The following is a 26066-nucleotide window of genomic DNA, read 5'->3' on the forward strand; positions in this document are numbered from 1 at the left end:
CCGCCGCGTTCACCGATTCGCCCGGCCGATCCAGGGCAGTACTTCCTTGTGGTCATCCCCGTCCATGATGTGAACCCGGTGCGCCGTACGCCCTACGTGACGTACGCGCTGATCGCGGCCAATGTCGTCGTCTTCCTGTTCACCCCCGGCCTGGCGGGCTCGGTGGCCGGGCAGAGCGACCTGTCCCAGTTCTGCCACCTCCAGGCGTTCCTGGACCACTACGCCGCGGTGCCGCGCGAGCTGATCCACGACCAACTGCCGCGGCTCGTGCCCACGGGCGCCGTCGGGGTCGGCCCGCACGGGCCGGGCTGTGTGGTGGCCCCGCCCGGCTACCACAAGTCGCCGCCGGCGTCGGTGTTCACCGCGATGTTCCTGCACGGGAGTTGGCTGCACCTGCTGGGCAACATGCTGTTCCTGCTGATCTTCGGCAACAACATCGAGGACCGGCTGGGCCACATCCGCTTCGCGATCTTCTACGTCGCCTGCGGGTACGCGGCGGGGTACGGCTACGCCTACCTCAACGCCGGCTCGAGCGACCCGCTGATCGGCGCGTCGGGCGCCATCGCGGGCGTGCTCGGGGCGTACCTGGTGCTCTATCCGAGGGCGCGGGTCTGGATCCTCGTGCCGTTCCTGCTGTTCCTGCCGCTGCGGCTGCCCGCGTGGATCGTGCTCGGCTTCTGGTTCGTGCTGCAGGCGGTCTACTCGTCCGGGAACGGTGTCTCCTCGGCCGGGACCGTGGCCTACGCGGCGCATGTGGTCGGCTTCATCGTGGGCATGGTCCTGGCCCTGCCGCTGCGCCAGGGCACCCCGCCGCCACCCGAACCGCGCGGCCTGCTGTGGGGCAGGCGGGCCCGCCCCAGTTGGTGAGGACGGCAGCGGCGGCCAGCGGGGCGTTTCGTCCGCCCCCTCCAGCGCGTGGTTGGCCCGAGCAGACCGGGGCCGAAGAGGAACCGGACTCCGACGACGCCGGACGCGACCTCGTTCGAGGAGACCGCGGACGCCCGTCGTGCGGCCGCCGAGGACACCTCCGCGGAGGCGTTCACCACGCGGGACGAGGACGACCGCGGCCGTCTCGCACCGGAGTTCCGGGAACCCGAGGGGCCCGAGGACGAGCCGTCCGCCGGGTGACCCCGCGCCGATGCCGCCCTGTGCGGTCCGGGCCGTGGGGTCAGCGGGCCGTCTGCGTGTGGACGTACTCCACGAGCCGGGTCAGGGCGTCCGGGTCGGTGGACGGCAGGACGCCGTGGCCGAGGTTGAAGACATGGCCCTCGAGGCCTGCGGCGGCGTCGAGTACCTCGCGGGTCTTGGCCTCGACGGCCTTCCGCGGGGCGAAGAGCACCGCCGGGTCGAGGTTGCCCTGCAGCGCCTTGCCGGGGCCGACGCGGCGGGCCGCCTCGTCCAGCGGGACCCGCCAGTCGACGCCGACGACGTCCGCGCCCGCCTCGCCCATCAGCCCCAGCAGCTCACCGGTGCCGACGCCGAAGTGGATGCGGGGGACGCCGTAGGCCTCGACGGCCCGGAAGACCTTGGACGAGGCGGGCAGCACCGAGCGGCGGTAGTCGGCGGGGGCCAGGGCCCCGGCCCAGGAATCGAAGAGCTGCACGGCCGAGGCACCGGCCTCGATCTGCACCTTGAGGAAGGCGGCCGTGATGTCCGCGAGCCGGTCCACCAGGTCGGACCACAGCTCGGGGTCGCCGTGCATGAGCGCCTTGGTGTGCTCGTACGTACGGGACGGGCCGCCCTCGATGAGGTAGCTCGCGAGGGTGAAGGGCGCGCCCGCGAAACCGATCAGCGGGGTCTGGCCCAGCTCCGCGGTGAGCAGCTTGATCGCCTCGGTGACGTAGGAGACGTCCTCGGGGGTCAGGTCGCGCAGCCGGGCGAGGTCGGCGCGGGTGCGGATCGGCTGCTCGACGACCGGGCCGACGCCGGGCTTGATGTCGAGGTCGACGCCGATGGCCTTCAGGGGTACGACGATGTCGCTGAAGTAGATCGCCGCGTCCACGCCGTGCCGGCGGACCGGCTGGAGGGTGATCTCGGTGACCAGCTCGGGACGCATGCAGGACTCGAGCATGGGGATGCCCTCACGCACCTTGCGGTACTCGGGCAGGGAGCGCCCGGCCTGCCGCATGAACCACACCGGTGTGTGCGGCACGGGCTCGCGCCGGCACGCCTTGAGGAAGGCGGATTCGTACGTCGCTGTCGGCTGGCCCGCGGCGGGGCGGTCGTTGACACTCACGCAAAAAGTCTCGCACGCCACCGGAGCGTTTCGGCCTCGGGGCGGGAGCGCCCGCGCAGGGGCGCGGGGCCGCGTTCCGGCACGGTCGCGCCCGGTGGGCGCGCCCCACGGCGAAGGACCCGGCCGCTCTACGACGGGAACCGGCCATTGCGAACCCGCGCACGGGGGCCGAACCCCCGGTGCCAACGGGTGTCTCTCCAAGCGAACGCGCTTTCTTCCCCTTAATCTTCCCCGCATGGCTGCGGCTCAGGAACGAGTGACGGACGACGCCGGCGGAATGGACGACGCGGAGGGGGAGGGCGATGCGATGGACACGTCTCCTCCGCCTTTCCGCGCCGCGGTCGACGCCCTGAAGGCCGCACGCCTGCGGCCGGAGATCGAGATCGAGCCGTCGCGCCCGCCGCAGCGGCTCGCCCCGCACACGTACGCGCTGGAGGCGGCCGTGGTCGCGGACGACGAGGACCTCGCCGACGGGCGCCTCGTCCTGCTGCACGACCCGGCCGGCCACGAGGCCTGGCAGGGCTCCTTCCGTCTGGTGACGCTGGTGCGCGCGGAGCTGGAGCCGGAGATGGCGGCGGACCCGCTGCTGCCCGACGTGTGCTGGTCCTGGCTGACCGGCGCGCTGCAGGCCCGGGGGCTGGCGTACGGCGAGCCGAGCGGGACCGTCACGCGTGCCGGCTCGCACTACTTCGGCGGGCTCGCCGCCCGTCCGGCCGTCTCGCAGATCGAGATCCGTGCCTCGTGGACGCCCCGGGAGGGCATCGGCGGCGTCCCGGACACCGCGGCGCACCTGGCCTCCTGGTGCGACCTGCTGTGCCAGGTCGCGGGCCTGCCCCCGGCGGGGCCGGGCGACGCCTCGGTGGTGACGCTGCCACAGCGTCGGGGGCCGCAGCCCCGCTGACACCGGCGTACCCTCGCGCCCCCTCGCACCGGTCAACGTCTTCTTGACCTTCCTTGCCATCTCTTTGTCGATACGGCCACTTTCGGCCTCGTATCGACCACGGATGGAACCGACTCGATCCTCAGATGATCGCTCGCGCGTCCGAATTGCACGGATTGTTACTCACCAAATCGTGATCATTCTCTAAAGGAGCACGAGTTTGGTGCCGAAGACGACTGTGACCTTGAAACCGAGTTCGTCCCGGCCGCTTCCCCGAGCCGGCCCCGTCCCGCACCCCCCAGGAGGCCTGGTGTCCGTTCTCCTCGAGCAGCCCGCAAGCCTGGTCGCCTACCGCCCCAACAAGCCGACCGCCATGGTCGTAGTGGCCGACCCCCGCGTCCGTTCCACCGTCACCCGCCACCTCTGGGCGCTCGGAGTGCGCGACGTCATCGAGGCGTCGTCCATCGCAGAGGCCCGTCCCCGTATCGGCAACCCGCGCGACATCTGCGTCGCCGACGTCCATCTCCCCGACGGCTCCGGTCTCACCCTGCTCTCCGAGACCCGGGCCGCGGGCTGGCCCAACGGCCTGGCCCTGTCCGCCGCCGACGACATCGGCGCGGTCCGCAACGCCCTCGCGGGCGGTGTCAAGGGCTATGTCGTCACCGGCACCCGCACCAACATCGGGCTCCCCACCCGACCCGGTGCCGCCCCCATCGGCGCCGCCGCCGCGCGCCTGCACCGCCGCCCCCCGGGTGCCCCGAGCCACCCGGGCGGCTACCGCGAGCTGTCCGGCCGCGAGGTGGAGGTGCTGCGTCTGGTCGCCGAGGGTCAGTCGAACAAGGCGATCGGCGTCTCCATGGGCCTGTCCGCACTGACCGTGAAGAGTCACCTCGCCCGTATCGCCCGCAAGCTCGGCACCGGCGACCGCGCCGGGATGGTGGCCGTGGCCCTGCGGACCGGCATCATCCACTGACCTCCCTCCTCCCCCACCCGTCCTTCCCCCACCCGCCCCTCCACCACCTCCCCCGGTCCCCTTCAGCGCCGAGCCGCCGCCGAGCCGCCTCCGGGGATCCGGCCGCCCGCCCGGGACGCCCGCCGTCCCGCGCCGCACGAACAGCACCGCGCCCCAGCGCGGACACGATCGGCCCATGTGACACATGACTGGTTTACGACCCCCCATCGCCCGTCGACGGAACGTTCCGTCGGCGGGCGTAGTCCACACACAGATACCCTTGACAGGTGACCGACGCCCAAGAGACCGCAGCAGACAGCCCACTGCGAACCACCGGAGGCGCCCCTCCGGACGACGTCGAAACGGCGCCGATCCCGTTGCTCGAGCCGCGCGACGGCATTCCGCCGGTGATCGCCGACGAGGCCCTGCTCGCCGAGGTGACCGCCGCCTTCGCCGCCGGCACCGGCCCCGTCGCCGTGGACGCCGAGCGCGCGTCCGGCTACCGGTACGGCCAGCGCGCCTACCTGGTGCAGCTGCGCCGCGAGGGCGCGGGCACCGCGCTGATCGACCCGGTGGCCTGCCCCGACCTGTCGGCCCTCGGCGAGGCGATCGCCGACGCGGAGTGGGTGCTGCACGCCGCCACCCAGGATCTGCCCTGCCTGCGCGAGATAGGCATGATCCCCAAGCGTCTGTTCGACACCGAGCTGGCGGGGCGCCTCGCCGGTTTCCCACGGGTGGGCCTCGGCGCCATGGTGGAGAGCGTGCTCAGCTTCATCCTCGAGAAGGGACACTCCGCCGTCGACTGGTCGACCCGGCCCCTGCCCGAGCCCTGGCTGCGCTACGCCGCCCTGGACGTCGAGCTGCTGGTCGACCTGCGGGACGCCCTGGAGAAGGAGCTGGAGCGACAGGGGAAGCTGGAGTGGGCCCGGGAGGAGTTCGACGCGATCGCCTCCGCGCCGCCGCCGGAGCCGCGCAAGGACCCCTGGCGCCGTACGTCCGGGATGCACAAGGTGCGCCGCCGCCGGCAGATGGCGGCCGTCCGTGAACTGTGGCAGACCCGGGACCGGATCGCGCAGCGCCGCGACGTCTCGCCGGGCAAGGTGCTCGGGGACGCCGCGATCATCGAGGCGGCCCTCGCCCTGCCGCCCAACGTGCACGCCCTGGCCGCGCTGAACGGCTTCGGGCACCGCATGGGGCGGCGCCAACTGGAGCAGTGGCAGTCCGCGATCGATCGCGCCAAGGCGCTGCCGGAGGCGGAGCTGCCGCAGCCGGGGCAGCCGGTGACGGGTCCGCCGCCGCCACGGGCCTGGGCCGACAAGGATCCGGTCGCCGCGGCTCGCCTGTCGGCGGCGCGGGCGGCGGTGTCCGCGCTGGCCGAGCAACTCAACATGCCGCAGGAGAACCTGATCTCCCCGGACACCGTGCGGCGCGTGTGCTGGGAGCCCCCGAAGCCGGTGGATGCGGAGACCGTCGCCTCCGCGCTCGCCGGGTACGGGGCGAGGGCCTGGCAGGTCGAACAGGTCACACCGGTGCTGGTGAAGGCGCTGTCCGTGAAGGGTGCCTAGTTGCCGCACCACTGGCCGGGGCAGCGGCGGCGCGGCGCGCTCACCCGCGAGCGCCTCGCCGGCAGGCGCCGCGCACCCGCATGCCCGGCGTGAACAGGCGCCGGTCGCCCCCGCCTCCGCTGTACGGCGTCCCGGACTCCCCCCGGCCCACCCGCTCACGCCACCGACCCCGCTCACGCCACCTCCGCCGGGTGCCGTGACGACGGCGTGAGCCGGGTGTTAGCGGGGCCTGGAAGCGTGGCGATCCGGGAGAACCCCGAACCAGCCCAGGGAAAGGGAGCGGGATGACCGTACTGACCGGATCAGGGGCCGCCCAGGCCGTGCTGGACGCGCTGGCGTTCGAGCGGACCGTGCCCCGAAGCCTCGTCCACCGGCACGCACTGTCCGAGGTGTTCCTCACCGACAGCGCGCGCGTGGACGACCGGCGTTTCGTCGCGGCCGCCCAACTGCCGCCGTCCCACGCCTACTACACCGACCACACGACGCCGCAGACCGTCGACCCGCTGCTGTTGCTGGAGTGCTGCCGGCAGGCGGAGACCCATGCGGTGCACGCGCACTTCGGTGCGCCGTTCGGCACGAAGTTCGTGCTGCAGGAGTGGTCGATGACGCTGCCGGACGCCGCCACGGCTCCGGCGTCGGCCGGGCCGGTGCCGGTGACGATCGACGCCACGACGCAGGACGCGCAGTGGGTCGCCGGGACCCTGCGCGGTCTCGGGTACCGCATGCGGGTGTCGGCCTCGGGGCGTCCGCTGTGCGACGTCACCATGCGGGTGAAGTACGTGGCCGACGCGGTCTATGCGAAGCTGCGCGGCCGCGCCGCCGGGGCGGCGCCGACGTCCGAGTCGTACCGCCGGGCGGAGACCGAGGGGCTGGTGGAGCCGGCTCGCGTGGGGCGCGGGCGCCCGGAGAACGTGGTGCTGCTCGACCCGGTGCACACCGACGACGCGGTCGCGGCCCGGCTGCGCGTGGCCGGCGGTCATCCGAGCCTGTTCGACCACCCGCAGGATCATGTGCCGGGCATGGTGCTGATGGAGGCGGGGCGGCAGGCGGCCCTGCTGGCGGCCGGGGAGTCGAGCGGAGAGGGGGCGGCGGTGTGGGCCGTGTCCGGCCTGAGCGCGTCGTTCGGCGCCTACGCCGAACTCGACCAGCCGCTCATCGTGCGGGCGCGGCGGCCCGAGGGGCGGGAGACCACCGTCCGGGTCGGCTTCGAGCAGGGCGGCCGGAGCGTGGCGGAGGCCGCCTTCTCGTTGCAGCGGGCCGGCGCCGACGGCCGGGGGTGACCGGGGGCACGTCGGCCCGGTGACGGTGGTCGCCGTCACCGGGCCGACGTGTCCGCGCCCGCGCCCGCCCTCAGGACTCCTGGCCGGTGGCCGAGGGGTCCAGGTCGCGGTCGCGGACCAGGGTGAAGATGGCGACCGCGCCGGCGAAGGCGACGCAGGCGAGGACGACGTACACCACGCTCCAGCCGTGCTCCAGGCCCTGCACCGCCCGGTGCACGAGGTCCTCTCCCCCGCTGCGGCGCACGGAGGCCAGCCGGCCCTGCACCACGTCGTCGGCCATCGCGCCGCTGTCCGGGCGACCGGCGGTGGACAGCCGTTGCCGGGTTGCGGTGAGCAGCAGGCCGCCGACACAGGCCACCCCGATGGTCTCGCCCGCGACGCGCAGGGTGTTGAACATGCCCGATGCCATGCCGGCGCGCTCGGGCGACACGACGCTGACCGCCGCGTTGTCCATGACGCCGAAGGCGAGGCCGATGCCGATGCCCGCCAGCAGCAGCGCGGCGTACAGGGCGGTCCGGGAGGAGACCGGGTCGGTGAGGGTCATCAGCAGCAGGGCCACGGCCAGCACGGCGGGGCCGAGAGCCAGCAGCGTCCGTACCGAGAGCCGCTTCACCAGTGCTCCGGAGAACAGCGGCAGGACGAAGACCGGCAGGGTGAGCGGCAGCAGCATCGCGCCGGACATCGTGGAGCCGGCGCCGCCCGCCCCCTGGAAGTACGGCGGCAGGTAGACCAGCAGGGCCGCGAAGGCGAAGACGATGCTGACGGGCTGCCAGATGATGGCCACGAAGGTGGGGCGGCGCAGCAGGCTCAGGTCGAACATGGGCTCGCCGCTGCGCAGTTCCACGGCGACGAAGGCGGCGAGGGAGAGGGCGGCGCCGGCGAAGGAGCCGAGCGTCTGGGGTCCCGTCCAGCCGCGCGAGGGTCCCTCGACGAAGGCGAGGGCGAGCAGCAGCAGGGCGAGAGTGAAGGTGACCACGCCCGGCTTGTCGATGCGCCGGGCCTCGGGATTGCGGGACTCGGGCAGGGGCCGGGCCAGGACCAGGACCACCGCGCCGAGGATCACGTTGACGAGGAAGACGGCGTGCCAGGAGGCCGCGCCGACGAGCAGTCCGGAGACGAAGGGGCCCATCGCGAGGCCGAATCCGATCGAGGCGCCGAAGATGCCGAACGCCCTGGCCCGCGCGGCCCCGCTGAAGGTGTGCGCGAGCAGCGTCGAGCCGCTGGTGAGGACCGCGGCCGCGCCCATGCCCTGGACGAACCGGGCCGCGTCCACGAGCACGATCGTGGGCGCGGTGCCGGCCACCAGGGAGGCCAGCGCGAAGACCGCGGTGCCGGTCAGGAACATCCGGCGCCGTCCGTACAGGTCGGCGGCGGACCCGGCGGCCAGCATGAACGCGGTGAAGGCGACGTTGTAGGCGTTGAGGACCCACTGGGTGGAGGCGGCCGACGCGTGCAGCGCGCCGGACATGTCGGCCAGCGCCACCCCGGGCCCGGTCACGGAGATGGGCAGCATGACGGCCGCCAGGGCGATGGCCACCAGGATCCGGGTGGGGCCGGTCGGGGGCCGCTGCCCGGAGGCGGCCCGGGGCCGGTCGCCGTCGGCGGCGCCCGGCTCGGCCCGGGCGGCCCGTACGTCGGACAGCTCTGCTTCGGCAGGTGTGTGGGACATCGGAAGGCTTCCTGTGTCTGTTGCCGGGGGCGGGGGGAGGGGCGGACGCGGTCAGGCGGGCAGCGGCGCCCGGTCGGACCGCAGGACGTCGCCGAGCTGCGCGAAGGAGGCGACCTGTGCGTCGATGAAGGAGCCGAACGGCGCCACGTCGGCGTCCGTGAACACCTCCCCGCGCATGAGTACGGTGCGCAGCCCGGCGATCTTGGCGGCGCGCAACGCCAGCGGAGAGTCGTCGACCAGCAGCCAGCGCTCCGGGCGGGTCTCCCCCTCGGCGGCGAGCAACGCCGTGTAGGTGTCGGGATCGGCCTTGGAGGCGTGGTCGAGGGAGACGAAGTCGCGCGCGTGGAAGAGCCCGTCGAGCAGGGAGCGGCGCGCTGTCGTGCGGTCCATGGTGGAGAAGACCCGCAGCCGGACGCCGTGGGCGCGCTGCTCGGCGCAGAACTCCTCGGCCCCTTCGCCGAGGGTGAGCCTGGTGCCGCCGACCGCGGTGAGCGCTCGCAGCGCGGCGATCTCGGCCGTCAGGTGCTGTTCGATGCCCAGCCCGGCGAACAGCACGCGCAGGCTGTCTCGCTGCGGAAAGGTGCTGATGGCCTTGAACTGGGCGGCGGTGGCGTCGTAGGGAAGACAGGTGTGGCGGTTGATGCCTTCGTGCAGGGCCCGCAGCAGCAGGCTGGACGCGTTGAGGCTCAGCACTCCGTCGAAGTCCAGCAGCACGGTGTGCGCGGAGGTGTCGCGGTCCACGGCGTGGCTCCTTGGGGGGTGGAAGGGGGTACCGGCCCGACGCGGGGGAGGGCCGGGCCGGTACGTCGGGGGGCGGCTCAGTCCTGCCAGACGGTGTGCGCGGCGGCCTCGGCGTCGAGGGTGCGCAGCAGTTCCTCGTCGATGGCGTGCAGCGAGTCGACGATGTGGCGGGTGCCGGCCTCGCGCATGAGCTGCGGTTGGAAGCTGTGCTCGAAGGAGCTGGGGTGCCCGATGAAGGGGATGCCGAGCGCCCGGGCGACCTCGGCGACACGGGCCACGTCGTCGATGAACAGCACCTCGTCGTACTCCAGGCCGAAGACCTCGGTGGTGATCTCGCGCAACCCGGGACGGAAGTCGTTGGTGCAGACGTAGCGGGGCTCGTCGAACAGGTCGGCGTGCTCACCCAGGTACCGGTCGAAGTGGGAGGCGTCCAGGCCGCCGTAGCTCACCGTCTTCAGTCCCAGCGCGCGCAGCCGGCGCAGCAGGTCGACGGCGCCGTCCAGGAGGTGGACGGGGTGGTCCTTGACGTACTCCTCCCGTTCCTTGAAGTAGACGTCGATGGCCTCCTGAGCGGTCCACGGCACGCGGGCCGCGTTGGCCATCCCCTGGCCGCCGACGAGTTGCGGCTGGGAGAAGATGCTGCGCTCGACCTCGGCGGTGTACTCGCCGCCGCGGCTGACGATGAAGTTGTGGATGACCGGGCTGAAGGTGTCGTTGAGCAGGACGCCGTCGATGTTGACGGCGGCCAGCTTGAGCTGCTTGAGCTTGTCTGCCACGAGTGCGTTCCGTTTCTGGGTGTCGTTCGGTGGTGTCGCCGGTGGTGCGTCCGGTGTGCCGGGCGCTTTCGGCGGTTGTTCAGGCGCGATGCCCGGTCAGTGGCCGACGGTGGCCATGCCTGCGGGGTCGTAGCGCTCGCCGGACACGGCGTCGCGCGGCACGGCGGCCTCGACGGCCGCCATCTGCTCCGCGGTGAGCTCGACTTCGGCTGCGGCGAGGTTCTCGCGCAGATACGTCTCACGGCGGGTCCCGGGGATGGGCACGACGTCCTCGCCGCGCGACAGCAGCCATGCCAGCGCGAGCTGGACGGGTGTGCAGCCGGCGTCGCGGGCGACTTCGCGCAGCCGCTCGACCATCCGGGCGTTGCGCGCCAGGTGCTCCTGCTGGAAGCGCGGGTGCGAGTGCCGGAAGTCGGTGGGGTCCAGGTCCTCCGGCCGGGTGATGGCGCCGGTCAGGAAGCCGCGGCCGATCGGTGAGTAGGCGACGAGGGTCACTCCGAGTTCCCGCGCGGCGGGCAGGACCTCCTGCTCCACGTCGCGGGTCCACAGCGAGTACTCGGTCTGCAGGGCGGCGATGGGGTGGACGGCGTGGGCCCTGCGCAGCGTCTCGGCACTGACCTCGGACAGGCCCAGGTGGCGGACCTTGCCCGCCTGTACCAGCTCCGCCATGGCGCCGACGGTCTCCTCGATCGGGATGTCGGGGCTGCGGCGGTGGAGGTAGTACAGGTCGATGTGGTCGACGCCGAGCCGCTGCAGCGAGGCGTCGACGGCCTGCCGGCAGTACTCGGGGCTGGAGTCGACCTGGCGGCCCTGCCGCGGGTCGCGGTCGTCGCGCCGGATGCCGAACTTGGTGGCGAGGACGACCTCCTCGCGGCGCCCGGCGACGGCCCGTCCGACGAGCCGCTCGTTGTGGCCCTTGCCGTACATGTCGGCGGTGTCGAGGAGGGTGACCCCCAGGTCCAGCGCCGCCTCGAGCGTCTTCAGGCTCTGCGCCTCGTCCGTCGGCCCGTAGAACTCCGACATGCCCATGCAGCCGAGACCGATGGCCGAGACCGAGAGGCCGTCCGTACCAATCCTGCGTTGCCGCACTGGTTTCTCCTCGTACGCGTTCGTGAACCGGATCGTGGGGCACACGTGCCGTCCACACGGCGCGTCGCCTGCACACGCGGCTCGCTCCAACAGGCGCTTCCGGTCGGCGGCTTGCTGCCGAGCGCCCCGACCATGCTCGCAACCCCCGCTCCCGCACGGCTCACTTGGCGCTCACGACGGACGTGAGCGGCACGTGGGTGCGTGGTGAGCCGGAGCGGAGCAGCCGTTGCCAGAGTGAACTGGCCGGTCGGCCCCGGGCATCGCGGGGCGCCGGCGGACGTCGAGCCAGCGAGGAGGAGCGCGCAGTGACGGCTATGGCAGGCGATGGCCTGACGGCAGGCGGCAGCGCCCGGCACCGGCCGGGTCGCGGTGACGGAGGGATCGGATGAGCGGGACCGGCCGTGCGGCGGTGGTCGCCGGTCTGGGCGCCTGGGTGCCCCCGGCCACGGTCACCAATGACGCACTCGCCCGGGAGCTGGACACGTCGGACGAGTGGATCCGCAGTCGCACCGGGATCGCGTGCCGGCACGTGGTCGACCCGGGCGCGGCCACCGGCGATCTGGCCGTGGAGGCGGGCCGCCGGGCGCTGAAGTCCGCCGGGACGGACGCCGCCGACGTGGTGGTGCTCGCCACCAGCACCCCCGACCGGCCCTGCCCGGCGACCGCTCCCGAGGTGGCGAGCCGGCTGGGGCTGTCCGGGGTCGGAGCCTTCGACATCGCCGCGGTGTGCACCGGCTTCATCTACGCGCTGGGCGTGTCCGCCGGGCTGGTGGAGTCCGGGTTCGCCGCATCGGTGCTGGTCATCGGCGCGGACACGTTCTCCACCATCCTGAACCCGGCCGACCGCACCACCCGGGCGATCTTCGGCGACGGCGCCGGCGCGATGGTGCTGCGCGCCGGGGACCCGGCCGAGCCGGGCGCCCTGCGGGGACTGCACCTGGGCAGCGACGGGAGCCGCAGCGATCTCATCCAGGTCGCGGCGGGCGGGTCGCGGCAGCGGTCCACCGGCCTGCCCGCCGACGAGGCGGCCACCTACTTCACCATGGAGGGCCGTCCCGTCTTCGCCGAGGCCGTACGGCACATGGCGGCCTCCCTGGAGGAGACGGCCGGCGCGCTGGGCTGGACGCCGGCCGACATCGACCGGGTCGTCCTGCACCAGGCCAACGCCCGGATCCTCGCAGCGGTCGCGGAGCGCGTGGACGTACCGCTCGAGCGCTTCCCGTCCAACATCGAGCGGGTCGGCAACACGGTCGCCGCGTCCGTTCCGCTCGTGCTCGCCGACGCGGTCGCCGACGGCACCCTGCACCCCGGCCAGCGGGTGGTGCTGGGCGGCTTCGGCGGCGGGCTGACCTGGGGGTCCGTCGGCCTGGTCTGGCCGGAGATCACCCCTGCCTGACCGCACACCCCGATTCCCCGGGATCGGGTTCCCGGGTTCCCGGGTTCCCGAGGTTCCCGGGGTTCCCCGCAGTCGGTTTCAAGACTCGGCTTTCCGACTCGGCTTTCCGACTCGGTCTCGCGACTCGGTCTCGCGAGTCCGCTCTGCGACCCGTCACCCACGACATGGCCGCCCGGCCGACCCGGCCGGGCGCCTTCCCACCCTTCAGGAGCACACCATGCAGGACATCCAGGAACACACCACGCAGGACATCGCGCAGCGCGTCTCGGCACTCCTGTCGGGCCAGTTCAAGGTCAAGCCGGAGGCCATGGCACCGGGGGTCACCCTGGGCAAGCTGTCCTTCGACTCGCTGGTCCTGATCGAGCTGGGGCTCGTTCTGGACAAGGAGTTCGGCGTCCGCATCGATGACGGCGAGCTCACCGAGGGGCAGACGCTCGACGACGTCGTCGACCTGCTCGTCGCCAAGGGAGCGTCGGTCTGATGGCGGGCGGCACCGACGCCGTGGCCGTCACCGGTCTGGGGCTGGTCACCCCGGCCGGCATAGGCGTCGAGGAGAACTGGGAGCGGGTCCTGACGGGTCGCTCCTGCGCCACGCGGGACGACACGCTCGGCGACCTGTCGGCCGACTTCTCCTGCCGGGTGCCCGGCTTCGACCCCGAGGCGATGCTGGGCGGCTTCGCCTCCTGGCAGCTCGAGCGGTTCGTCCAGCTCGCGCTCGTCGCCTCCCGCATGGCCGTCCGCGACGCCGGGCTGGACCCGAGCACCTGGGACGGCACCCGCGTCGGCGTGGTGCTCGGCAACTCCCTCGGCGGGGCGGCGACCTTGGAGGAGCAGTACCGCGCGCTGTCCGAGGACGGTCCGGCCCGGGTCTCTCCGCTGCTGGTCACCAAGTACATGCCGAACATGCTCGCCGGGTACGTGGCGATCGACTGCGGAGCGCGCGGCCCCGGCCTGGTCACCGCCACCGCCTGCGCGTCGGGCGCCACGGCCGTCGGCACGGCCAGGGATCTGCTGCGCGCGGGCGCCTGCGACATCGTGCTGGCCGGTGCGAGCGAGTCGGCGCTCACCCCGACGGTGATGGCCGGGCTGTGCCGGATGGGTGCCCTGTCGAAGTCCCGGGAGGCGCCCGAGCACGCCGGCAAGCCGTTCGACGCCGAGCGGGACGGTTTCGTGGCCGCCGAGGCGGCGGGCGTGCTGGTGCTGGAGCGGGCCGACGACGCCCGCGCCCGCGGCGCCCGTATCCGCTCACTGGTGAGCGGATACGCGGCCTCCTCGGACGCCCATCACGCGACGGCTCCCGAGCCCGGCGGCGAGGGCATCGAGCGGGCGTTGCGGGCGGCCCTGGCCGATGCCGACGTGGCCCCCTCCGACGTGCGGCACGTCAATGCCCATGGCACCGCCACCCCGATGAACGACCTCGTCGAGGGCACAGTGCTCGGCCGGGTCGTGGGTGGCGGGGCCGCGGTGACCTCCACCAAGGGGGTGACCGGTCACGCCCTCGCCGCGGCCGGCGCGATCGAGGCCGCCTACACGGTGCTGGCCGTGCAGCACGGCGTGGTCCCGCCCACGGCCAATCTGAAGAACCCCGACCCGGCCATCGATCTGGACCTGGTCAGCGGCGAACCCCGGAGGACCCCGGTGGACGTGGCGGTGAGCACGTCGCTCGGGTTCGGCGGCCACAACGCCGCGCTCGTCTTCACCGCGGCCTGAACCCTCGCCGGGCGGTCGCCTCGCCGGACGCCGGCGGGGCGACCGCCCGGCGCCTTCGAAAGGAGACAACGATGAACCGCTCCGTCTTCGTCACCGGCGGCAACCGCGGCATCGGCCGCGCCGTCGCCGAGGCCTTCGCGGCCGACGGCGACAGGGTCGCCGTCAGCCACCGGTCGGGCAGCCCGCCCCCGGGCGTGCTCGGTGTCAAGGCCGACGTCACCGAGCCGGGCGCGCTGGAGCGGGCGCTGCGGGAGGCGGAGGCGGCACACGGCTCCGTGGAGGTGCTGGTGGCCAACGCCGGCATCACCCGGGACAGGCCGATGCTGAGGATGTCCGACGACGACTTCGACGAGGTGCTGCGCACCAACCTCACCGGGACGTTCGCCGCGGTGCGGGCCGGGGTGCGCAGCATGCTGCCGGCCAGGCGCGGGCGGGTGATCCTCGTCTCCTCGGTGCTCGGCTTCGTCGGGGCTCCCGGCCAGACCAACTACGCCGCCTCCAAGGCCGCTCTGATGGGCCTCGCCCGTTCCCTGGCGTGGGAGCTCGGGGATCGCGGGATCACGGTCAACGTGGTGGCGCCGGGCATCATCGCCACGGACATGACCGCTGGGCTGTCCGAGCGGCGCCTGGCCGACGTCATGCGGATGACCCCGCTCGGCCGTCCCGGCACGGTGGACGACGTGGTCGCCGCGGTCAGGTTCCTGGCCGGCGAGGAGGCCGGATACATCACCGGCGCGGTGCTCCCGGTCAGCGGCGGACTCGGCATGGGCCACTGACCCGCCCCGGCGCCCACCGGGCATCCACGGGGGCGCCGCCCACCGACGAAAGGACATCGCCGCGATGGCGGAGCAACCCGGGCTCCGGGACATCCCCACGAGGGCGGAGCAACCCCGGCTCACGAAGAACACCCCCGCGATGGCGGAGCAACCCCGGCTCACGAAGAACACCCCCGCGATGGCGGAGCGACCCGAGCGCTGGACCGAAGTCCTGCGCCCCGCGGCGCGGCCCTGCCCGCGCGTCGTCGTCTTTCCGCACGCGGGGGGCGGTGCGCGGCGATACCGGGAGTTGCTCGCGCCGCTCCCGGCGGACGTGGAAGTCGTCGGCGTGACTCTGCCGGGCCGGGAGCGCCGCGCGGGGCTGCCCCCGCACACGAGCGTCGCCCGGGCCGTGACCGGGATCGCGGCGGAACTGCGGGCGCCGGACGCCGGGCCCACGGTGTTCTACGGACACAGCCTGGGGGCGCTGCTGGCCCTGGCCACGGCGGACACCGGCGCGGTGCGGTGCGACGCGCTGGTGGTGTGCTGCTCGCTGCCCGGTTCCCGCGGTTTTCCCGATCCGGCCCTGCTGAGCGGCCCCGCGGGGTTGACGGCGGTCCTGGCTCTGCACGGGCTGGCCGCCGACGCCCTCGACGACGCCTCCCTGTCCCCTGCGCGCCGGGCCCTCGCGCACGATCTCGCGCTCACCCGGCAGACGCTGCTCGCGGTGGACGCGCTGCGTGTGGACGTACCGCTGACGGCGCTGGCAGGCGATCAGGACCCGCTCGTCCCACCGGCCACACTGCCGCTGTGGGCCTCGTTCACCCGTGGTGCGTTCCGGTCCCGGCGGGTGCCGGGCGGCCACTTCTTCCCGTTCACGGCCTCTGGTCAGGCGGTCCTGCTGGAGGAACTCATCGCGTCCCTCCAGCAGGCCGGGCCTCCGGCGGGCCGGTCCGTCACGCTCTGACCAGGTCGGCCGCGAGATCGGACGGGCCCGGCACGACGCCGCCCGACGCCTCGTCACTCGCCAGGATCCGCTGCTGCAGGCCGCGCAGCCGGTGCGAGGGCTCCAGTCCCACGCCGTCGGCCAGCGCGATGCGGGCCTGCTGGTAGGCCGCGAGCGCGTCGTTGCGGCGGCCCGAGAGGTACAGGGCGAGCATCAGGTACTCGTAGAGCACCTCGTCGTAGGGGTCGAGGGCCACCAGCGCGTGCAGCTCCCCGACGACCTCCGCGTACCGGTGCAGCCTGAGGTCCAGGGACAGGCGCTGGGTCAGTACGGCCTTGCGGTCCTCCTCCAGGCGCCGCACGTGGGCCCGCAGCACCGGGCCCGCCGGTACGTCGGCGAGCGGGGCGTCGCGCCACAGGTTCAGGGCGGCGTTCAGCACGGCGGAGGCCTCGGCCAGGTCCCCGCGTGCCTCGGCCGCACCGGCCTGGGCGACGAGCTGCTGGTGGCGGACCATGTCGAACTGGTCCCCCGGAACCTCCAGCCGGTAGCCGGTGGGTTCGGTGATCAGCGTCTGCTCGGGCGGACGGCCCGCCTCTCCTTCCTGGGCGCGCCGGATCCCCTTGCGGATCCACATGACGCAGTTCTGGATCCCGGTGGCGGCGCTCCTGGGCGCGTCGAGGTCCCACAGTTCGCGTTCGATCGTGGCGCGCTGCACGACCCGCCCGCGGTTGAGAACGAGCATCGCCATCAGCTTCTTCGCCTTCACCGCGGTCGGAACCACCGAGGTGCCGTTCACCGTCACCCGGAGCGGTCCGAGGACTCTGGCGATCATGGTCACTCCTCCTTCGCCGACACCTCCATGTGTACCAGTTGATTCATGGACTGGAGGTCATCTTTGTCGCCACATTAATGTGACTTTCGATGCACGCTGCATCCAACTCCAGGTCGAATCATCCACATTCGTCTCCATTTATCCTGCCTCCATCTCGGGCTCACAGTGCCGTAGCCTGGCCGTCTCACTGCCGTCACACGGAAGATCAGCAGCAATGTTAGTCTCCGGTATAAGTTTGGACGCCACAACAGGACGAGGGGGGTCGATGCTCGCGAGCGGCGCACCCGAGGTAGCGGTCATCGGAATGGGTTGCCGGTTCCCGGGAGCGAGCGGCGTGGAGGCGTTCTGGCGGCTCCTGCTGGACAACACCGACGCCGTCACACCCGTCCCCGAGGACAGGTTCGACATCCGGCCCCACTACGCACCCGTGCCGGAACCGGGCCGCACGGTCTCCCGGCACGGCGGTTTCATCGACGACCTGTACGGCTTCGACGCCGCCTTCTTCGGCATCGCGCCCCGCGAGGCGCTCGCCATGGACCCCCAGCAGCGGCTCCTGCTGCATGTCGTCTGGGAGGCGCTGGAGGAGGCCGGCATTCGTCCGTCGACCCTGGCCGGCAGCGCCACCGGCGTCTTCGTGGGGCAGGCGACCGCCGAATACGGCGAACAGGCGGGCCACCTGCCCCCGGACGTGCACGGCATGGCGGGCGGCCGGCTGCGCGCGGTCACCGCCGGACGGGTGTCGTTCGCCCTCGACCTGCGCGGTCCCAGCCTGGTGGTGGACACCGCCTGCTCGTCGTCGCTGGTCGCGGTGCACCTGGCCCGGCAGAGTCTGCTCGCCGGCGAAAGCGACCTGGCCATCGCGGGCGGGGTGAACGCCGTCCTGTCGGCCGCCGACGCCGTCACCTACTCCCAGGGCGGCATGCTCGCCCCCGACGGCCGCTGCAAGTTCGCGGACGCCTCCGGGGACGGATTCGTCCGCAGCGAGGGCGTCGGCGTGGTGCTGCTCAAACGACTGGACGACGCCCTGCGCGCCGGCGACCCGGTACTCGCGGTGCTGCGCGGCAGCGCGGTGACCAACGACGGCGACGCGAGCGGACTGCTGCTCCAGCCAGCCGTTGCCGGGCAGGCCCACATGCTGCGCGCGGCCTGTCGCAGCGCCGGCATCACCCCGGGCCTGCTCGACTACGTGGAGGCGCACGGCACCGGCACCCGGGTGGGCGACGAGGTGGAGCTGCGCGCCCTGGCCGAAGCGGTGCGGGAGGAAGGGGCGGCCGCCCGCCGGCTGCGCGTGGGTTCCGTGAAGACCAACATCGGCCACGCCGAGGCAGCCGCGGGAATCGCCGGCCTGATCAAGACCGTACTGATCGCCCGCCACCGTCTGATCCCCGCTTCCCTGCACGGGCGTTCCCCTCACCCGGTCCTCACCGAACCGGACGTGCCGCTGGAGGTCGTCACGCGGAACACCCCGCTGGAGCCCGCGGGCCCGGCCGCGGTTCTCGGCGTGTCCTCCTTCGGCCTGTCCGGCACCAACGCCCATGTGATCGTCGGCGGCTACCCGCCCACGCCCACCGGTGACACCCCCGCACCCGGGCTGCCCACCGGCCGCCGCGCCGACGTGCCGGACGCCGGTACGCGCACCCCGGACGCCGCCGGTACGCGGACCCCGGAAGCCGAGGAGCCGCAGTTGCTGGTGCTCAGCGCCCGTACCCCTGGGTCCCTGCGCCGCCTGGCGGCGCGGTACGCCGCCCATCTGGAGGCGGGCGGGCCCGGACGCGCCCACGGTCTGCGCGCCCTCTGCCGCGCCGCCGCCACCCGCCGCGACGCCCACCCCTACCGTCTGTGGGCCGTCGGCGCCAGCCACGACGAGATGGCCACCGCCCTGCGCGCACTGGCGGACGGCGAGGAGACCCCGGACGGCGGACTCGGCGAGGCGCCCTTCCACGGCGACCGCCGGATCGCCTTCGTCTTCCCCGGGCAGGGCTCGCAGTGGCGGGGCATGGGCCGCCGGCTCCTGGAGCACGACGAGGACTTCCGCCGCGCCATGGCCGAGTGCGACGCCGCCGTCCGCGACGAACTGGGCTGGTCGGTCATCGACACGCTCACCGACGAGGAAAGCACCGACGAGGCGGAGGCCTGGGACGACGTGGCCGTGGTGCAGCCACTGCTGTGGGCCGTCCAGGTCTCCCTGGCGGCGGCGGTGCGTGCCAAGGGCGCAGAACCCGGCCTGTGCCTCGGGCACAGCATGGGCGAAGTCGCCGCCGCCCGGACCGCGGGCGCCCTGTCGGTGCGGGACGCGGCGGCGGTGATCTGCCGACGCAGCAGCCTGATGGCCCGGCTGGCGGGGCGCGGAGCGATGCTCGCCGTCGAACTCGACGCGGCCGAGGCCACCGCGGCCGCGTCCTCCCACCCCGGCGCCGTCTGCGTCGCCGCCAGGAACGCGCCCCGCTCCACCGTGCTCGCCGGCGACGCCGACGCGCTGCGGGAGATCGCCGCCCGGCTGGAGGAGGAGGGCGTGTTCTGCCGTCCGGTGAAGGTCAACGTGGCGTCGCACTCCCCCCTGATGGACGAACTGCGGCCCGACCTGCTGGAGCAGCTCGCCGGCCTGACCCCCGGGCGGGGCCGGGTGGAGATGCTGTCCACCGTCCGCTGCGCCCCCGTCGGCGAGGGCGAACTGGACGCCGCCTACTGGGCGGACAACCTCCGTGAACCGGTGCGGTTCGTGGACGCCGTCCGTGCGGCCGCCGAGGCGGAGGAGACCGTCTTCGTCGAGATCAGCCCCCATCCCCTGCTCACCCAGGCCGTGACCGCCGCCCTGGACGAACGGGGCGGGACGCCGTCCGCCGTGGCGACGCTGAAGCGACGGCAGCCGGAGCCGGAGAACCTCCTGCGCGCGCTGGGCCGGATCTTCACGTACGGAGGCCGCGTCGACTGGGACCGCTGCTACGGGACGAGCGAGGGCGAAGCGGGCCGGGAGCCGTACGTGCCGCTGCCGACGTACGCCTGGGAGCTCGAGCGGTTCCGCCGTGAACCGGTCGGGACCGCGCCGGCCGCCCGCCACACCCGTGAGTTCGCCCTGCGCGACCTCGGCCTTCCGGCCCTGGGCGGCGGTGTGCGCAGCCGGGGCACGGCCGCGGTGCCCGCCGTGGTGTACCTCGAGGCGGTGCGGGAGGCCGTTCGGGAAGCCGCCGGCGGCCGGGACGGGATCCTGAGGGACGTGGAGTTCGGGTCCCGGCCGCTCGAACTGGAGCGCGCGCGGGACGCCGCCGTGCGGGTGGGCCTCAGCCCGCTGCCCGGGGAAGAGGCCTTCGCCGTCACCGTCACCGCCGCGCACACCGAGGGCGGCAGCAGGGACGGTGACATCTGCTTGAGCGGACGGTTCCAGGTCATCTCCGCGGCACGGACGGCGAGCGGGCGAAGCGGAGACGGGGAACGGGAGTGCGGGCATGACATGCTCGACGCGGCCCTGACCCGGTGCCGGGAGTACGTGCCCGCCGGCGAGTTCTACCGGCGCATCCAGGCACGCGGGCTCACCGTCGACGGCGGACTGCGCACGGCCGCCCAGCTCTGGCTCGGTGACGGCGAGTGCGTGGCCCGGATGCGCGGCACGGCCGGCTCCGGCACTGCGGCGGAGGCGGGCCGCGCCGCGGCAGGCCTGGAGGCGGCGCTGGTGACCATGGCCGCGACCTGGCCGCAGGCCGCCTTCGGGGCCACGCCCGGTGTTTTCCTGCCGGTTTCCTTCGGTCACGTCCGCGTCGTCGACCCCGGCGCCCTGGCCGACGACCACTGGGCGCTGGCCGACTGCGCACCCGAGCCCGGGGCCCGAGAGGCCGGCTGCGACGTCCGGCTCCTCGCGACGGACGGGCACCTGATCGCGGAGTTCCTCGACATACGGGTCCGCCTGGTGCCGCCCCACGGCATCACGGCGCCGGTATCGCCCACTGCCGCCGAGGCCGGGTCCGCCGGCACCGCCGACGTCACGGCGACCACGCCCGCGGCCCCGGCCGCACAGCCGGGCGGCGCCGTGACCGACGGTGCACAGTCGCGCAACGCCGCGGCCCGGGCCGCGGCCGCGGGTGCCGCACGGTCGCACAGGGCCGCACGGCCGCACGAGGCCACGCGACCGCCCCGCTCCCGGCACGGCCGTCCCGGCGTCGCGGCGCCCGCGTCGGCACCACGGCAGACGCCGACGCGGGGCATCCGCGACGACGTGCTGCGGCACGCGGCGACCGTCCTCGGCATCTCGGCCTCGCGGCTGGACCCGCGCCGGCCGCTGCGCAGCCTGGGGCTGGACTCGCTGCTGGCCACCGAGCTGAGGGTGCGACTGAACCAGTCGCTGGGCGTGGACGTCACCGCGCAGCGACTGCTCGGAGCCGAGCCGGTCGGGGAGATCGCCGCGTCGCTCGCCGCGTCCGGCACCGAAGCGCTGGCCGACGTGCACAGCCGGTGAGCGGCGCGAAGCGAGTCACCCAAGGCGCCGATCCATTCATGTACTGTGGTATAAATTTCGAGGCCGGGGGATCTCACAGAGGCGTGAGAAGCGAGGAACACGATGAGCGCTGAGCCTGCACACCCCCTCGGGCGCCGCGAACGCAGCAAGCAGCGGATCAAGGACCGTATCTACACCTCCGCGCTGGCCCTGTTCGCCGAGCAGGGGTACGACCGCACCACGATCGACCAGATCGCCGAGCGCGCGGACGTCGCCCGCGGGACCTTCTTCAACTACTTCCAGCGCAAGGAAGACCTGGTCACGGCCTGGGCCGAAGCGCGCAAGCGGCGTCTGGAGGTGTGCATGGAGGAGTCCATGAAAACCTACGACGACGCCGTGACGGTGCACCTGGAACGCTGCATGCAGGCGCTCGCCGAGTTCAACGAGACGGAGCGGGAGATCACCACCGCCATGCTCCAGGCGTGGGTGAAGGCGGGGCGCCCCCTGCTGGAGGAGCCCTACGCCGGTCATGTCTTCGCCACCGTCGTCGAGGCGGGCCGCCAACGCGGCGAGATCGCCGTCGACATCGACCCCATGCGGGTCGGCAACATCCTGCGCGACTCGTATCTGGGGCTGCTGTACCGCTGGTCGCAGACCCCCGAGCCGCGGGTACCGCTCCACATCGAACTACGCGAGGTACTGCGCATCGTGCTCACCGGGATCCTGTCCTACTCCCGGCGCGCACCGGGCACGGCGGCGGCATCCCCGTCCCACGGCACCGCCGAGGCCGTCACCGGGGTCTGACCCCGCCGACGGTGTTCACGGGCAGTCCCCGGGGGGCGACGCCTGCCGCGTCGCCCCCCGCATGAACCCGTTGCAGATGAACCGCTGCAGGAACAGGAAGACGATCAGCGTCGGCAGGATCACCAGCATCCGCGCGTGGCGGTCGTCGAGCGGCTGGGCATGCCGGCCGTCGCGGTCGGTGGCCATGGAGATGGGGCCGAGCGTGCCCGACGACGTGTCGCTGCCGGCGTGGGACGACTCCCAGTTGTGCCGGCTCACCCACCCGACGCTGTCCGCGATGAGCCATGACGTGTACGGATTCGGGGCCGAAGCGGCACGGACGCTGTTCGGGGTGATCACGGGCGAGGGTCCGGTTTCTCATCCCGTACCGACCCCCGTGCTGACCTCGCGGGGCTCCACGGCTCCCCCGAAGGTGTGACCTTCACCGCTTGGGCGTGCGGGACTGGGCAGCCTGGTTACCCACAAGTAGCATGGGGCTGAGCGCGCGCTCAGCGTGTCGCAGCAGTGCCATCCCGCACCCTGGAGGAGAGCCATCGTGCCTCGTACCGTCAGGGACGTCGTCTTCGTCGACGGCGTCCGCACCCCGTTCGGCAAGGCGGGCCCGAAGGGCATCTACCACGAGACCCGCGCCGACGACCTCGTCGTGAAGGCGATCCGGGAGCTGCTGCGCCGCAACCCGGGTCTCGACCCGAAGAAGATCGACGAGGTCGCCATCGCGGCGACCACGCAGATCGGTGACCAGGGCCTGACCCTCGGCCGTACCGCGGGCATCCTCGCCGGACTCCCGCAGTCGGTCCCCGGCTACTCCATCGACCGCATGTGCGCGGGCGCGATGACGGCCGTGACGACCACGGCCGGCTCGATCGCGTTCGGCGCGTACGACGCCGTCATCGCGGGCGGTGTGGAGCACATGGGCCGCCACCCGATGGGCGAGGGCGTCGACCCGAACCCGCGGTTCGTGTCCGAGAAGCTGGTCGACGAGTCCGCCCTGTTCATGGGCATGACCGCGGAGAACCTGCACGACCGCTACCCGCACATCACCAAGCTGCGCGCCGACGAATACGCCGTGCGCTCGCAGGAGAAGGCCGCCAAGGCGTACGCCAACGGCAAGATCCAGCAGGACCTGGTGCCGATCTCGGTGCGCCGCACGAACCCCGAGGGCGGCGAGACGGGCTGGGGCCTGGTCACCGCCGACGAGCCGATGCGCCCGGGCACCACCCTGGAGAACCTGGCGAACCTCAAGACGCCGTTCCGCGTCCACGGCAGGGTCACCGCGGGCAACGCGGCCGGCCTGAACGACGGCGCCACCGCCTCGATCATCGCGTCCGAGGACTTCGCCCGCGAGAACAACCTGCCGGTGAAGATGCGCCTGGTCTCCTACGCCTTCGCGGGCGTCGAGCCGGAGGTCATGGGCTACGGCCCGATCCCGGCGACGGAGAAGGCCCTCGCCAAGGCGGGCCTCAGCATCTCCGACATCGGCCTGTTCGAGATCAACGAGGCCTTCGCCGTCCAGGTCCTGGCCTTCCTCGACCACTACGGCATCGCCGACGACGACGAGCGCGTCAACCAGTACGGCGGCGCCATCGCCTTCGGCCACCCGCTGGCCTCCTCCGGCGTCCGGCTGATGACGCAGCTCGCCCGCCAGTTCGAGGAGCAGCCGCAGGTCCGCTACGGCCTCACCACCATGTGCGTCGGCTTCGGCATGGGCGCGACGGTCATCTGGGAGAACCCGCACTTCGACGGAGGCGACAAGTGAGCACCACCGCTGAGCTGTTGAAGGGCGCGGCCGAGCTGTTCCCGGACGAGGTCGTCACGCAGGCGCACGTACGCCACTTCGACCTGCCGTTCGGTGTGGGCCGGTTCGCCCTGATCACCCTCGACAACGGCCACGACCACACCAAGCCGACCACCTTCGGCCCGGCCTCGCTCGCGAACCTGAACACCGCGATCGACCAGGTAGAGAAGGAGGCGGCGGACGGCGACATCGTCGGCGTCGGCATCACCGGCAAGCCGTTCATCTTCGCGGTCGGCGCGGACCTCAAGGGCGTCGAGCTGCTGAAGCGGCACGAGGACGCGCTGGCCATCGGCAAGGGCGGCCACGAGGTCTTCAAGCGCCTGTCCAAGCTGGCCGTCCCGACGTTCGCCTACTACAACGGCGCGGCGATGGGCGGCGGCGTCGAGGTCGGCCTGCACTGCACCTACCGCACGGTGTCGAAGGCCGTCCCGGCGTTCTCCCTGCCCGAGGTGTTCCTCGGCCTGGTCCCGGGCTGGGGCGGCTGCACCCTGCTGCCGAACCTGATCGGCGCCGACAAGGCCGTCTCGGTCATCATCGAGAACTCGCTGAACCAGAACAAGCAGCTCAAGGGCCAGCAGGTCTACGACCTCGGCATCGCGGACGCCCTCTTCGAGGGCGCCGACTTCCTGGAGCAGTCGCTGATCTGGACGGCGCGCGTCCTCAAGGGCGAGATCGAGGTCGAGCGTCCGGTCGTCGACCGCGGCGAGGCCTGGGACCAGGCCGTCGCCAAGGGCCGCTTCATCGCGGACGGCAAGGTGCACGGCGCGGCCCCGGCCGCCTACCGCGCCCTCGACATCATCGCCGCCGCCAAGAACGGCGACCTGCAGCAGGGCTACGACGCCGAGGACCAGGCCCTCGCGGACCTGATCATGGGCGGCGAACTGCGCGCCGGCATCTACGCGTTCAACCTCGTCCAGAAGCGCGGCAAGCGCCCGGCGGGCGCCCCCGACAAGAACCTGGCGCGCCCGGTCACCAAGGTCGGTGTCGTCGGCGCCGGTCTGATGGCCTCGCAGCTCGCCCTGCTGTTCCTGCGCCGCCTCGAGGTGCCGGTCGTCCTGACGGACATCGACCAGGAGCGCATCGACAAGGGCGTGGGCTACGTCCACGCGGAGATCGACAAGCTGCTCGGCAAGGGCCGCATCAACCAGGACAAGGCCAACCGCCTCAAGGCGCTGGTCTCCGGCGTCCTGGACAAGGCGGAGGGCTTCTCGGACGCCGACTTCGTCATCGAGGCCGTGTTCGAGGAGATGGGCGTCAAGCAGCAGGTGTTCGCGGAGGTCGAGGCGGTCGCCCCGGCGCACGCGATCCTCGCGACGAACACCTCCTCCCTGTCGGTGTCGGAGATGGCGTCGAAGCTGCAGCACCCCGAGCGGGTCGTCGGCTTCCACTTCTTCAACCCGGTCGCCGTGCTGCCGCTCCTCGAGATCGTCCGCGGCGAGAAGACGGACGACGCGTCGCTGGCGACCGCCTTCGCGGTGGCCAAGAAGCTGAAGAAGACGGCGGTCCTGGTCAAGGACGCCCCGGCGTTCGTCGTGAACCGGATCCTGACCCGCTTCATGGGCGAGATCCAGAACGTCATCGACGAGGGCACCCCGGTCGAGGTCGCGGAGAAGGCGGTGGAGCCCCTGGGCCTGCCGATGTCCCCGCTGGTCCTGCTGGAGCTGGTCGGCCCGGCGATCGGCCTGCACGTCTCCGAGACGCTGCACGGCGCGTTCCCGGACCGCTTCAAGGTCTCCCCCAACCTCAAGGCTGTCGTCGAGGCGGGCAAGCGCGGCTTCTACGTCTACGACAGCGGCAAGCCCGAGCTGGACCCGGAGGTCGCCGCGCTGCTGAAGCAGGGCGACACCGTCCTGACGGAGGAGCAGGTGCGGGCCCGGGTGCTCGACGCGGTGGCGCAGGAGATCGGGCTCATGCTCGAGGAAGGTGTCGTCGCCGAGGCGCAGGACATCGACCTCTGCCTGATCACGGGCGCCGGCTGGCCCTTCCACCTGGGCGGCATCACGCCGTACCTGGACCGTGAGGGCGTCTCGGAGCGGGTGAACGGCAAGACGTTCCTCCAGCCGGGGACGGCGTCGGTCCCGGCGTAACGGCCGTGGCACGGTGAAGGGCCTCCGCACAAGGCGGTTTCTAGGGATCGTTGCAACACGTGGTCGTGTTGATCAGGCCGCGAGCAGTTTATGCAGGCGCTCGGCTGGGGTTGCCCAGCCGAGCGTT

The 26066-nt window shown here is 72.8% G+C and carries 22 protein-coding genes and 1 pseudogene; 16 read left to right on the forward strand and 7 right to left on the reverse strand.

Going from position 1 to position 26066, the window contains the following annotated elements; all coding sequences use genetic code 11:
- Positions 1–48: 48 nt before the first annotated feature.
- Together ACZ4SW_RS17700 and ACZ4SW_RS17705 are read left to right on the forward strand one after the other, a co-directional pair.
- Complete coding sequence (locus ACZ4SW_RS17700; protein WP_468243720.1) at positions 49–867, forward strand: rhomboid family intramembrane serine protease; 819 nt, start codon at positions 49–51, stop codon at positions 865–867.
- Between the two features lie 48 nt (positions 868–915).
- Complete coding sequence (locus tag ACZ4SW_RS17705) at positions 916–1128, forward strand: hypothetical protein (RefSeq protein WP_468243723.1); 213 nt, start codon at positions 916–918, stop codon at positions 1126–1128.
- A gap of 40 nt (positions 1129–1168) precedes the next feature.
- On the opposite strand, the gene hemE is transcribed toward ACZ4SW_RS17705, so the two are convergent.
- Entirely contained in the window at positions 1169–2236 is a 1068-nt protein-coding gene (hemE, locus tag ACZ4SW_RS17710; RefSeq protein ID WP_468243725.1) for a uroporphyrinogen decarboxylase, read from the reverse strand.
- Between the two features lie 235 nt (positions 2237–2471).
- Between hemE and ACZ4SW_RS17715 the strand changes: the two genes are divergently transcribed.
- The 4 genes from ACZ4SW_RS17715 (at position 2472) to ACZ4SW_RS17730 (ending at position 6913) form a co-directional block, all read left to right on the forward strand.
- Positions 2472–3137 carry a DUF3000 domain-containing protein gene (locus ACZ4SW_RS17715; protein WP_468243728.1) on the forward strand — a complete coding sequence of 222 codons (666 nt, stop codon included), beginning with the start codon at positions 2472–2474 and terminating at the stop codon, positions 3135–3137.
- Positions 3138–3426: 289 nt separating this feature from the next.
- On the forward strand, positions 3427–4089 hold the full coding sequence (locus tag ACZ4SW_RS17720) for a response regulator transcription factor (RefSeq protein ID WP_043444816.1): 663 nt from the start codon (positions 3427–3429) through the stop codon (positions 4087–4089).
- Positions 4090–4355: 266 nt separating this feature from the next.
- Positions 4356–5633, forward strand: a complete 1278-nt coding sequence (locus tag ACZ4SW_RS17725) for an HRDC domain-containing protein (protein WP_468243730.1) — start codon at positions 4356–4358, stop codon at positions 5631–5633.
- A 284-nt stretch (positions 5634–5917) separates the two neighbouring features.
- Positions 5918–6913 (forward strand): ScbA/BarX family gamma-butyrolactone biosynthesis protein, encoded by a 996-nt coding sequence (locus tag ACZ4SW_RS17730; RefSeq protein WP_468243733.1) that lies wholly within the window; start codon positions 5918–5920, stop codon positions 6911–6913.
- Between the two features lie 70 nt (positions 6914–6983).
- On the opposite strand, the gene ACZ4SW_RS17735 is transcribed toward ACZ4SW_RS17730, so the two are convergent.
- The 4 genes from ACZ4SW_RS17735 to ACZ4SW_RS17750 form a co-directional block, all read right to left on the reverse strand.
- On the reverse strand, positions 6984–8582 hold the full coding sequence (locus tag ACZ4SW_RS17735; protein ID WP_468243736.1) for an MFS transporter: 1599 nt from the start codon (positions 8580–8582) through the stop codon (positions 6984–6986).
- Between the two features lie 51 nt (positions 8583–8633).
- The gene (locus tag ACZ4SW_RS17740; RefSeq protein WP_468243739.1) at positions 8634–9323 is read right to left on the reverse strand and encodes an HAD-IA family hydrolase; all 690 of its coding nucleotides are present in this window, start codon (positions 9321–9323) and stop codon (positions 8634–8636) included.
- Positions 9324–9400: 77 nt separating this feature from the next.
- A complete protein-coding gene (locus ACZ4SW_RS17745) occupies positions 9401–10099 on the reverse strand; it encodes an HAD family phosphatase (protein WP_468243742.1) in 699 nt (232 codons plus the stop codon).
- 96 nt (positions 10100–10195) lie between these two features.
- Entirely contained in the window at positions 10196–11188 is a 993-nt protein-coding gene (locus tag ACZ4SW_RS17750; protein ID WP_468243745.1) for an aldo/keto reductase, read from the reverse strand.
- Positions 11189–11573: 385 nt separating this feature from the next.
- Here ACZ4SW_RS17750 and ACZ4SW_RS17755 point away from each other — a divergent pair, with 385 nt between their 5' ends.
- The 5 genes from ACZ4SW_RS17755 to ACZ4SW_RS17775 all read left to right on the forward strand — a co-directional run bounded on the left by ACZ4SW_RS17755 (position 11574) and on the right by ACZ4SW_RS17775 (position 16016).
- Positions 11574–12584 carry a beta-ketoacyl-ACP synthase III gene (locus tag ACZ4SW_RS17755; RefSeq protein WP_468243748.1) on the forward strand — a complete coding sequence of 337 codons (1011 nt, stop codon included), beginning with the start codon at positions 11574–11576 and terminating at the stop codon, positions 12582–12584.
- A gap of 217 nt (positions 12585–12801) precedes the next feature.
- Complete coding sequence (locus ACZ4SW_RS17760) at positions 12802–13065, forward strand: acyl carrier protein (RefSeq protein ID WP_468243751.1); 264 nt, start codon at positions 12802–12804, stop codon at positions 13063–13065.
- Positions 13065–14294, forward strand: coding sequence for a beta-ketoacyl-[acyl-carrier-protein] synthase family protein (locus ACZ4SW_RS17765; protein ID WP_468243753.1), 1230 nt, complete (start codon positions 13065–13067; stop codon positions 14292–14294). The genes ACZ4SW_RS17760 and ACZ4SW_RS17765 overlap by 1 nt, the downstream gene beginning before the upstream one ends.
- 71 nt (positions 14295–14365) lie before the next feature.
- Positions 14366–15070 carry a 3-oxoacyl-ACP reductase FabG gene (fabG, locus tag ACZ4SW_RS17770; RefSeq protein ID WP_468243756.1) on the forward strand — a complete coding sequence of 235 codons (705 nt, stop codon included), beginning with the start codon at positions 14366–14368 and terminating at the stop codon, positions 15068–15070.
- Positions 15071–15134: 64 nt separating this feature from the next.
- Positions 15135–16016, forward strand: coding sequence for a thioesterase II family protein (locus ACZ4SW_RS17775; protein ID WP_468243759.1), 882 nt, complete (start codon positions 15135–15137; stop codon positions 16014–16016).
- Here the strand turns inward: ACZ4SW_RS17775 and ACZ4SW_RS17780 are convergent.
- Positions 16006–16827, reverse strand: coding sequence for an AfsR/SARP family transcriptional regulator (locus ACZ4SW_RS17780; protein WP_468243762.1), 822 nt, complete (start codon positions 16825–16827; stop codon positions 16006–16008). The two genes, ACZ4SW_RS17775 and ACZ4SW_RS17780, sit on opposite strands and share 11 nt — an antisense overlap.
- Positions 16828–17092: 265 nt before the next feature.
- On the opposite strand from ACZ4SW_RS17780, the gene ACZ4SW_RS17785 reads away from it, so the two are divergent.
- Both ACZ4SW_RS17785 and ACZ4SW_RS17790 read left to right on the forward strand, forming a co-directional pair.
- Positions 17093–21274, forward strand: a complete 4182-nt coding sequence (locus ACZ4SW_RS17785; protein ID WP_468243764.1) for a type I polyketide synthase — start codon at positions 17093–17095, stop codon at positions 21272–21274.
- A 102-nt stretch (positions 21275–21376) separates the two neighbouring features.
- Entirely contained in the window at positions 21377–22057 is a 681-nt protein-coding gene (locus ACZ4SW_RS17790) for a TetR/AcrR family transcriptional regulator (protein WP_468243768.1), read from the forward strand.
- 15 nt (positions 22058–22072) lie between these two features.
- Here ACZ4SW_RS17790 and ACZ4SW_RS17795 read toward each other — a convergent pair whose 3' ends face one another.
- Positions 22073–22315 (reverse strand): hypothetical protein, encoded by a 243-nt coding sequence (locus tag ACZ4SW_RS17795; protein WP_468243806.1) that lies wholly within the window; start codon positions 22313–22315, stop codon positions 22073–22075.
- On the opposite strand from ACZ4SW_RS17795, the pseudogene ACZ4SW_RS17800 reads away from it, so the two are divergent.
- The 3 genes and pseudogenes from ACZ4SW_RS17800 to ACZ4SW_RS17810 all read left to right on the forward strand — a co-directional run.
- Positions 22233–22475: pseudogene (locus ACZ4SW_RS17800) on the forward strand (substrate-binding domain-containing protein); the annotation flags it as partial. The gene ACZ4SW_RS17795 and the pseudogene ACZ4SW_RS17800 sit on opposite strands and share 83 nt — an antisense overlap.
- Positions 22476–22592: 117 nt before the next feature.
- A complete protein-coding gene (locus ACZ4SW_RS17805) occupies positions 22593–23813 on the forward strand; it encodes a thiolase family protein (protein ID WP_468243771.1) in 1221 nt (406 codons plus the stop codon).
- Entirely contained in the window at positions 23810–25939 is a 2130-nt protein-coding gene (locus tag ACZ4SW_RS17810) for a 3-hydroxyacyl-CoA dehydrogenase NAD-binding domain-containing protein (RefSeq protein ID WP_468243773.1), read from the forward strand. Before ACZ4SW_RS17805 ends, ACZ4SW_RS17810 begins: the two co-directional genes overlap by 4 nt.
- The last annotated feature ends 127 nt before the right edge of the window (positions 25940–26066 follow it).

The sequence above is a fragment of the Streptomyces sp. NPDC028331 genome, assembly GCF_055565775.1.

Bases quoted from the DNA above. Each gene is read 5' to 3' on its own strand.
- ACZ4SW_RS17715 (WP_468243728.1), top strand. From the start codon at position 2,472: ATGGCTGCGGCTCAGGAACGAGTGACGGACGACGCCGGCGGAATGGAC.
- ACZ4SW_RS17730 (WP_468243733.1), top strand. From the start codon at position 5,918: ATGACCGTACTGACCGGATCAGGGGCCGCCCAGGCCGTGCTGGACGCG.
- ACZ4SW_RS17735 (WP_468243736.1), bottom strand. From the start codon at position 8,582: ATGTCCCACACACCTGCCGAAGCAGAGCTGTCCGACGTACGGGCCGCC.
- ACZ4SW_RS17755 (WP_468243748.1), top strand. From the start codon at position 11,574: ATGAGCGGGACCGGCCGTGCGGCGGTGGTCGCCGGTCTGGGCGCCTGG.
- ACZ4SW_RS17760 (WP_468243751.1), top strand. From the start codon at position 12,802: ATGCAGGACATCCAGGAACACACCACGCAGGACATCGCGCAGCGCGTC.
- ACZ4SW_RS17765 (WP_468243753.1), top strand. From the start codon at position 13,065: ATGGCGGGCGGCACCGACGCCGTGGCCGTCACCGGTCTGGGGCTGGTC.
- fabG (WP_468243756.1), top strand. From the start codon at position 14,366: ATGAACCGCTCCGTCTTCGTCACCGGCGGCAACCGCGGCATCGGCCGC.
- ACZ4SW_RS17775 (WP_468243759.1), top strand. From the start codon at position 15,135: ATGGCGGAGCAACCCGGGCTCCGGGACATCCCCACGAGGGCGGAGCAA.
- ACZ4SW_RS17780 (WP_468243762.1), bottom strand. From the start codon at position 16,827: ATGATCGCCAGAGTCCTCGGACCGCTCCGGGTGACGGTGAACGGCACC.
- ACZ4SW_RS17785 (WP_468243764.1), top strand. From the start codon at position 17,093: ATGCTCGCGAGCGGCGCACCCGAGGTAGCGGTCATCGGAATGGGTTGC.
- ACZ4SW_RS17790 (WP_468243768.1), top strand. From the start codon at position 21,377: ATGAGCGCTGAGCCTGCACACCCCCTCGGGCGCCGCGAACGCAGCAAG.